The organism is Burkholderia sp. LMG 13014 (assembly GCF_905232215.1).
Taxonomy (GTDB): domain Bacteria; phylum Pseudomonadota; class Gammaproteobacteria; order Burkholderiales; family Burkholderiaceae; genus Burkholderia.
In genome coordinates this window covers 1-6,757 of the sequence record NZ_CAJNKE010000326.1, presented here as the reverse complement: position 1 = coordinate 6,757, position 6,757 = coordinate 1, and the positions used below count along the sequence as shown (strand labels likewise).

General features: G+C 67.7%; 8 protein-coding genes. 5 read left to right on the top strand and 3 right to left on the bottom strand.

All coding sequences use genetic code 11. The features are described 5' to 3' along the window. The 3 genes from JYJ84_RS24870 to JYJ84_RS24860 all read right to left on the bottom strand — a co-directional run. The coding region (locus JYJ84_RS24870; protein WP_205189570.1) for a phosphoglycerate kinase at window positions 1-1,171 on the bottom strand (1,171 nt) is incomplete at its 3' end. 279 nt (window positions 1,172-1,450) lie between these two features. Next, the gene (locus JYJ84_RS24865) at window positions 1,451-1,774 is read right to left on the bottom strand and encodes an AzlD domain-containing protein (protein WP_043190239.1); all 324 of its coding nucleotides are present in this window, start codon (window positions 1,772-1,774) and stop codon (window positions 1,451-1,453) included. Then, window positions 1,771-2,526, bottom strand: a complete 756-nt coding sequence (locus JYJ84_RS24860) for an AzlC family ABC transporter permease (RefSeq protein WP_043190241.1) — start codon at window positions 2,524-2,526, stop codon at window positions 1,771-1,773. The genes JYJ84_RS24865 and JYJ84_RS24860 overlap by 4 nt, the downstream gene beginning before the upstream one ends. A gap of 206 nt (window positions 2,527-2,732) precedes the next feature. Here JYJ84_RS24860 and JYJ84_RS24855 point away from each other — a divergent pair, with 206 nt between their 5' ends. The 5 genes from JYJ84_RS24855 to JYJ84_RS24835 all read left to right on the top strand — a co-directional run bounded on the left by JYJ84_RS24855 (window position 2,733) and on the right by JYJ84_RS24835 (window position 6,713). Next, on the top strand, window positions 2,733-3,656 hold the full coding sequence (locus JYJ84_RS24855) for a branched-chain amino acid transaminase (protein WP_089451211.1): 924 nt from the start codon (window positions 2,733-2,735) through the stop codon (window positions 3,654-3,656). Window positions 3,657-3,706: 50 nt separating this feature from the next. Beyond that, window positions 3,707-3,901, top strand: a complete 195-nt coding sequence (locus tag JYJ84_RS24850) for a zinc-finger domain-containing protein (protein ID WP_006749970.1) — start codon at window positions 3,707-3,709, stop codon at window positions 3,899-3,901. Window positions 3,902-4,041: 140 nt separating this feature from the next. Beyond that, window positions 4,042-5,079 carry a lipopolysaccharide heptosyltransferase II gene (gene waaF / locus JYJ84_RS24845; protein WP_122946178.1) on the top strand — a complete coding sequence of 346 codons (1,038 nt, stop codon included), beginning with the start codon at window positions 4,042-4,044 and terminating at the stop codon, window positions 5,077-5,079. A 115-nt stretch (window positions 5,080-5,194) separates the two neighbouring features. Next, window positions 5,195-5,641 carry a nuclear transport factor 2 family protein gene (locus JYJ84_RS24840; protein ID WP_006749968.1) on the top strand — a complete coding sequence of 149 codons (447 nt, stop codon included), beginning with the start codon at window positions 5,195-5,197 and terminating at the stop codon, window positions 5,639-5,641. Between the two features lie 34 nt (window positions 5,642-5,675). After that, window positions 5,676-6,713: a hydrolase gene (locus tag JYJ84_RS24835; protein ID WP_122946179.1), complete on the top strand. Its 1,038-nt coding sequence runs from the start codon at window positions 5,676-5,678 to the stop codon at window positions 6,711-6,713. The last annotated feature ends 44 nt before the right edge of the window (window positions 6,714-6,757 follow it).

Sequence of the window (6,757 nt, the reverse complement as noted above, 5' to 3'; positions counted from 1 at the left end):
CCACTGCCGGCAGCTTCTTCCCCTCGAGGAACTCGAGGAAGGCGCCGCCGCCCGTCGAGATGTAGCTGACCTGGTCATGGATGCCGTACTTCGCGATGGCCGCGAGCGTGTCGCCGCCGCCCGCGATCGAGAACGCGGACGATTTGGCGATCGCTTCCGCGAGCGTCTTGGTGCCGTTGCCGAACTGGTCGAACTCGAACACGCCGACCGGGCCGTTCCACACGATCGTGCCGGCCTTCTCGAGCTGGCTCGCGAGCGCCTTGGCCGTATCCGGGCCGATGTCGAGGATCATGTCGTCCGCTTCGATGTCGGCGACCTGCTTCACCGTGGCCACGGCCGTCGGCGAGAATTCCTTGGCCGTCACGACGTCGGTCGGGATCGGCACCGACGCGCCGCGCTCGCGCGCTTCGTCGATGATCGCCTTCGCCTCGTTGACGAGGTCGGCTTCCGCGAGCGACTTGCCGATCGACAGGCCGGCCGCGAGCATGAACGTGTTCGCGATGCCGCCGCCGACGATCAGCTGGTCGACCTTGCCGGCCAGCGACTTCAGGATCGTCAGCTTGGTCGACACCTTCGAGCCGGCGACGATCGCCACCAGCGGGCGGGCCGGGGCGCCGAGCGCCTTGCCGAGCGCATCGAGTTCAGCGGCCAGCAGCGGGCCCGCGCACGCGACCGGCGCGTACTTCGCGATCCCGTGGGTGGTGGCTTCCGCGCGGTGCGCGGTGCCGAACGCGTCGTTCACGTATACGTCGCAGAGCTTCGCCATCTTCTGCGCGAGCTCGTCCGAATTCTTCTTCTCGCCCTTGTTCACGCGGCAGTTCTCGAGCAGCACGACCTGGCCCGGCACGACGTTCACGCCGTTCTCGACCCAGTTCGAGACGAGCGGCACGTCACGGCCGAGCAGCTCGGCGAGGCGCTTCGCGACCGGCGCGAGCGAATCTTCCGGCTTGAATTCGCCTTCGGTCGGACGGCCGAGGTGCGACGTGACCATCACGGCCGCGCCGGCGTCGAGCGCGGCCTGGATGGCCGGCACGGACGCGCGCACGCGCGTGTCTTCGGTGATGTTGCCCTGGTCGTCCTGCGGGACGTTCAGGTCGGCGCGGATGAATACCCGCTTGCCGGCGAGCTGGCCGGCGGCGATCAGGTCGGTAAGACGCTTGACTTGGCTCATGTTGAACAGATTGAAGTAGTGGATGGGGAAAGGGGGTTCACGCTGGACGTGCGCGGGCTGCCGCGAAAGGGCGCCGGATGCGGCCGTGGCTGGCGGTTCGCATGACGCGCACGGGTAAAAAATCTCGAACGGGCATTCTAGCCGATCCACCCGGCAGACTGCCCCGCGGGCGGCGAATTCCGCCTATTTGGGATCGCGAGTGGGAACGGACACATTGCCGCAACGCAGCAATGCACCCGCGCAAGCGGCCGGGGCCCGGCGGGCCTGCACGGCGATCCATCAGAAGATCAGGCGCAGGACGGTGAATACGAGCATCCCGACGACGATCGTGCCGAGCATGCTGCGCCGCCACAAGAACCAGCCGAGGCCGGCGAGCGCCGCGTAGAACGGATGGTTGGACAGCGCGAACGACAGCCCGGCCGGCGTTTCGAGCACGTCGGGCAGCACGACGGCGACCAGCGCCGCCGCCGGCGCGTAGCGCATCGCGCGCTGCGCGCGCTCGGGCAGCACGGTGCGCTCGCCGCCGATCAGGAACAGCGCGCGCGTGACCGCCGTGACGATCGTCATCCCGATGATGACGATCCAGATGTCCGTCGCGCTCATTCGATTTCCTTGTCATGCACGGTTTCGGTGCGGATGCGCCGCCAGTCGGCCCGCTCGACGAAGAAATCGGCCATGCTGCCGGCCGCGAGCGCGGCGAGCACCGCGAGCGGCAGCGCGAGCCGGTACGGCAGGTCGAACGCGACGAGCGACACGACGCCGGCCACCGCGACGGCCGCGAGCGTCGAGCGGTTCGCGACCGCCGACACCATGATCGGGATCAGCGCGAGCGTGCCGGCCAGCTCCAGCCCCCAGCTCGCGGGAAAGAAGCTCGCGAGCAGGATGCCGGCGAGCGACGAAACCTGCCACGACGCCCAGCTCGCGAGCGCCATCCCCCAGAAGTACGCTTCCTTGCCCGGCACGTAGCCGTTCGCGAAGCCCTGCTTCTGGAACAGCAGGTAGATCACGTCGCCGTTGAAATAGCCGATTGCAAGGCGCCGCCACAGCGGCAGGTAGGAGAAATGGGGTGCGAGCCCGGCGCTGAAGATCACGAAGCGCGTGTTGACCATCGCGGCCGTGAGCAGGATGGTCCAGATCGGCAGCTTCGCGGCGAGGAGCGGCAGCACCGCGAGCTGCGACGAGCCCGCGTAGACCAGCAGCGACATCGCGCTTGCCTGCCCGAGCGTCATCACCGACTTGCTCATCGCGATGCCCGTGACGAGCCCCCACGAGAAAATCGCCATCAACGTCGGGGAATAGTCGCGTGCGCCCTGGATCAGCGCGAAGCGGTCGGTGGCGGACAATCGAGCGAGCATGGGAAACGGGCCGCAGCGGGCGGTTCGTCGGGGCGGCGGCGCCTCCTGCCGGCACGGCCCGTCATTATTGGAATCGGTACCGGGCGATTATAGCGCCGGCCCCGCGCAGACCGACCGGGTTGACGCCAAATGACGCTAAAATAAGCGTCTTTCCGGCTCAACGCTGCACATAACCCGCTGCACCTCACTGCTTCCAGGAGAATCCTATGTCAATGGCCGACCGCGACGGCAAGATCTGGAAGGACGGCAAGCTGATCGACTGGCGCGATGCCACGATCCACGTCCTGACCCACACGCTGCACTACGGCATGGGCGTCTTCGAAGGCGTGCGCGCGTACAAGACGGCCGACGGCAGCACCGCGATCTTCCGCCTGCGCGAGCACACGAAACGTCTGCTGAATTCGGCGAAGATCTTCCAGATGGACGTGCCGTTCGACCAGGAAACGCTCGAAGCCGCACAACTCGAAGTCGTGCGCGAGAACAAGCTCGAGTCGTGCTACCTGCGCCCGATCATCTGGGTCGGGTCGGAAAAGCTCGGCGTGTCGGCCAAGGGCAACACGATCCACGTCGCGATCGCCGCGTGGCCGTGGGGCGCGTACCTCGGCGAGGACGGCCTCGCGAAGGGCATCCGCGTGAAGACGTCGTCGTTCACGCGTCACCACGTGAACGTGTCGATGGTGCGCGCGAAGGCGTCGGGCTGGTACGTGAACTCGATCCTCGCGAACCAGGAAGCGACCGCCGACGGCTACGACGAGGCACTGCTGCTCGACGTCGACGGCTATGTGTCGGAAGGCTCCGGCGAGAACTTCTTCCTCGTGAACAACGGCAAGCTGTACACGCCCGATCTCGCGTCGTGCCTGGACGGCATCACCCGCGACACGATCATCACGCTCGCGCGCGACGCCGGCATCGAGGTGATCGAGAAGCGCATCACGCGCGACGAGGTCTACACGGCCGACGAAGCGTTCTTCACCGGCACGGCCGCCGAAGTCACACCGATCCGCGAGCTCGACAACCGCACGATCGGCAGCGGCGCGCGCGGCCCGATCACCGAAAAGCTCCAGTCGGCGTTTTTCGATATCGTGTCGGGCAAGAACGCGAAGTACGCGCACTGGCTGACGAAGGTCTGAGCGCGCCGCGCCACCGACCGCCCCACAAAAGAGTGATAAGAGAAAGTCTCATGAGTGAAATCAAGGAAATGCCGCTGGTCGAGCTGACGGCCAAGGATCTTCCCGCGTACTGCCCGAACCCGGCCATGGCGCGCTGGAGCGCGCACCCGCGCGTCTTCATCGACGTCTCGCACGGCGAGGCGCGCTGCCCGTACTGCGGCACGCGCTACAAGCTGCGCGACGGCGAGGTCGTCAAGGGCCACTGAGCCCCGGCGGCCGGGCTTGCAGGCCCGCCGACCCGCAAGGCTGCGCAGCCGGATCCCCGGCGCGCCGCCCTTCTCCATTCTGGCAACCCGAACGCGGCGCCTGAGCGCCGTGCTTCATTACGACATCGGAAGTCGACCTGATGCGTCGAGCGCTGGTTATCGCACCGAACTGGATCGGTGACGCATTGATGGCGCAGCCGCTTTTTGCGCTGCTGAAGAAGAACCATCCCCGCATCGCGATCGATGCCGTCGCGCCCTCGTGGGTCGCGCCCGTGCTCGAGCGGATGCCGGAGATCCACGATGTCTACGCGACCGATCTCGCGCACGGCAAGCTGCAGTTGCTGCGCCGCTGGCAGCTCGCGAGCGACCTGCGCGACGTCGGCTACGACGCGGCGTACGTGCTGCCGAATTCGCTGAAGTCCGCGGTGATCCCGTGGCTCGCGAACATCCCGCTGCGGGTCGGCTACACGGGCGAGCACCGCTACGGGCTGCTGAACGTGCGGCACGCGAACCCCGACAAGTCGGGCGAGCGGCCGCCGATGACGGCCCACTACGCGGCGCTCGCGTACGCGCCGGGCGCGAAGCTGCCCGAGTCGATGAAGACGCTGCCGCCGCCGCGCCTCGACGCCGACCTGAACGAGACGGCGCGCGTGTCCGCGCGTTTCAATCTCGACACGCGCAAGCCGCTCGTCGTGTTCTGCCCCGGCGCGGAATACGGCCCGGCCAAGCGCTGGCCGCCCGAGCATTTCGCGTCGCTCGCCAACATCGTCCACCAGTCGTTCCCGTACACGCAGATCGTCGCGCTCGGCTCGCAGAAGGATGCGGCGGCCGCGCAGGCCATCGCCGACCACGCGCCGAACGTGCGCAACCTGTGCGGGCAGACGTCGCTGTCGGAAGCGTGCGCGCTGATCGCGCGCGCGAACGCGGTCGTCACCAACGATTCGGGGCTGATGCACGTTGCCGCCGCGCTACGCCGGCCGCTCGTCGCGCTGTACGGATCGACCGATCCGCGCCACACCCCTCCGCTGTCGGATCTGGCGAAGGTACAATGGCTTCATCTCGAATGCAGTCCCTGCTTCGAACGCGAGTGCCCGCTCGGCCACCTGAAGTGCCTGCGCGAACTCGGTCCCGAGCAGGTATTCGGCGATTTGCGCGGCATGCTCGTCGGGCAACGCTGACCCTGGCCGGCAGCGTCGCACGGCGCGCCGGGCAATCCGATTCACCGGTGTACGGCGGCTCCATCCGGGCCGCCGTGCTGAATACGGCGCGCGACGCGCGCGAGAGATAACCCCGATGCCACGTTTTGCCCGCCTTTTCGAAGCCGCCGCCGATACGCTGAACGCCTACTACCAGGCCGTCGCCGATGCCAATCTCGACGCGCTGCTGGGATTGTGGATCGACGAGGATTTCGCCAGCTGCGTATGGGCGGACGGCGAGCATCTGCACGGCCTCGACCAGATCCGCAGCGGGCTCGCCAACCGGCTCGCCACGCGCCCCGTGACGATCGAGCCGCTCGACATCCGCGTGTACGACAGCCTCGGCACGGTCGTCTATACGATCGCCGAAGCGCATCAGCAGGCCGACCTGACGGCCGAACCCGACATGGTTTTCGCCACGTACGTGATGATTCACGAACGCGGCGAGTGGCGCATCGCGCATATTCACGCGAGCCCGATTCCTGAACAAGCGGCCGGACAATTCGCCGCGAAGATCCGTCACGGGCAGGGTCCGCTGCACTGACGAAAAGACGAAGCAACGCATACGCGGGGCGATCATGAGTACGGCTTCTCCGCCCACCTCGCCGCTGACCGGGGCTCCGGCCCCCGACGACGACATTCTGCGCTATCGCGCACCACGCTGGCTGCCCAACAGCCATGCGCAAACCATCGTGCCCGCGCTGTTCGCGCGACGCCCCGTCGTCGCTTACCGACGAGAGCGATGGGAAACCCCCGACCACGACTTCATCGATCTCGACTGGGTCGCGCATCTCGACAGCGCGGCGCCGGCGCCCGATGCGCCGCTGTTCGTGCTGTTCCACGGCCTCGAAGGCAGCTCCGGCTCGCACTACGCGCTCGCGATGATGGCCGCCGCGCGCGCGAAGGGCTGGCACGCCGTCGTGCCGCACTTCCGCAGTTGCAGCGGCGAGATCAACCGCCAGCCGCGCTTCTACCATCTCGCCGACAGCGCCGAAGTCGACTGGATCCTGCGCCGGCTCGCCGCGCAGCATCGCGGGCCGTTGGTCGCGGCCGGCGTGTCGCTCGGCGGCAACGTGCTGCTGCGCTGGCTCGGCGAGCATCGCAGCGACACGTCGATCCTGCGGGCGGCCGCCGCGATTTCGACGCCGATCGACGTGCACGCCGGCGGGCGCGCGCTGTCGCAAGGCTTTGCGATGGTCTACACGCGCAGCTTCCTGAAGACGCTCAAGCGCAAGGCGCTCGCGAAGCTCGACCAGTACCCGGGGCTGTTCGACCGCGAAGCGATGCTGCAGGCCGTGACGATGCGCGACTTCGACGAGATCGTGACCGCGCCGCTGCACGGTTTCGCGGATGCGGACGACTACTGGACCAAGGCGACGACACGGCCGCTGCTGCCCGCGATCGACGTCCCGACGCTGATCCTCAACGCCCGCAACGACCCGTTCCTGCCTGAATCGGCGCTACCGGGCCCGGCCGACGTATCGCCGGCCGTCGAGCTCGACCAGCCCGCAGCCGGCGGGCACGCGGGATTCATGACCGGGCCGTTCCCCGGCCGCCTCGACTGGCTGTCGGCGCGGGTGTTCGGCTATTGCTCCAAATTCGTCGACCATGGATGACATCGTCAGGCAGGCCCTCGCCAAATGGCCGAACGTGCCGCACT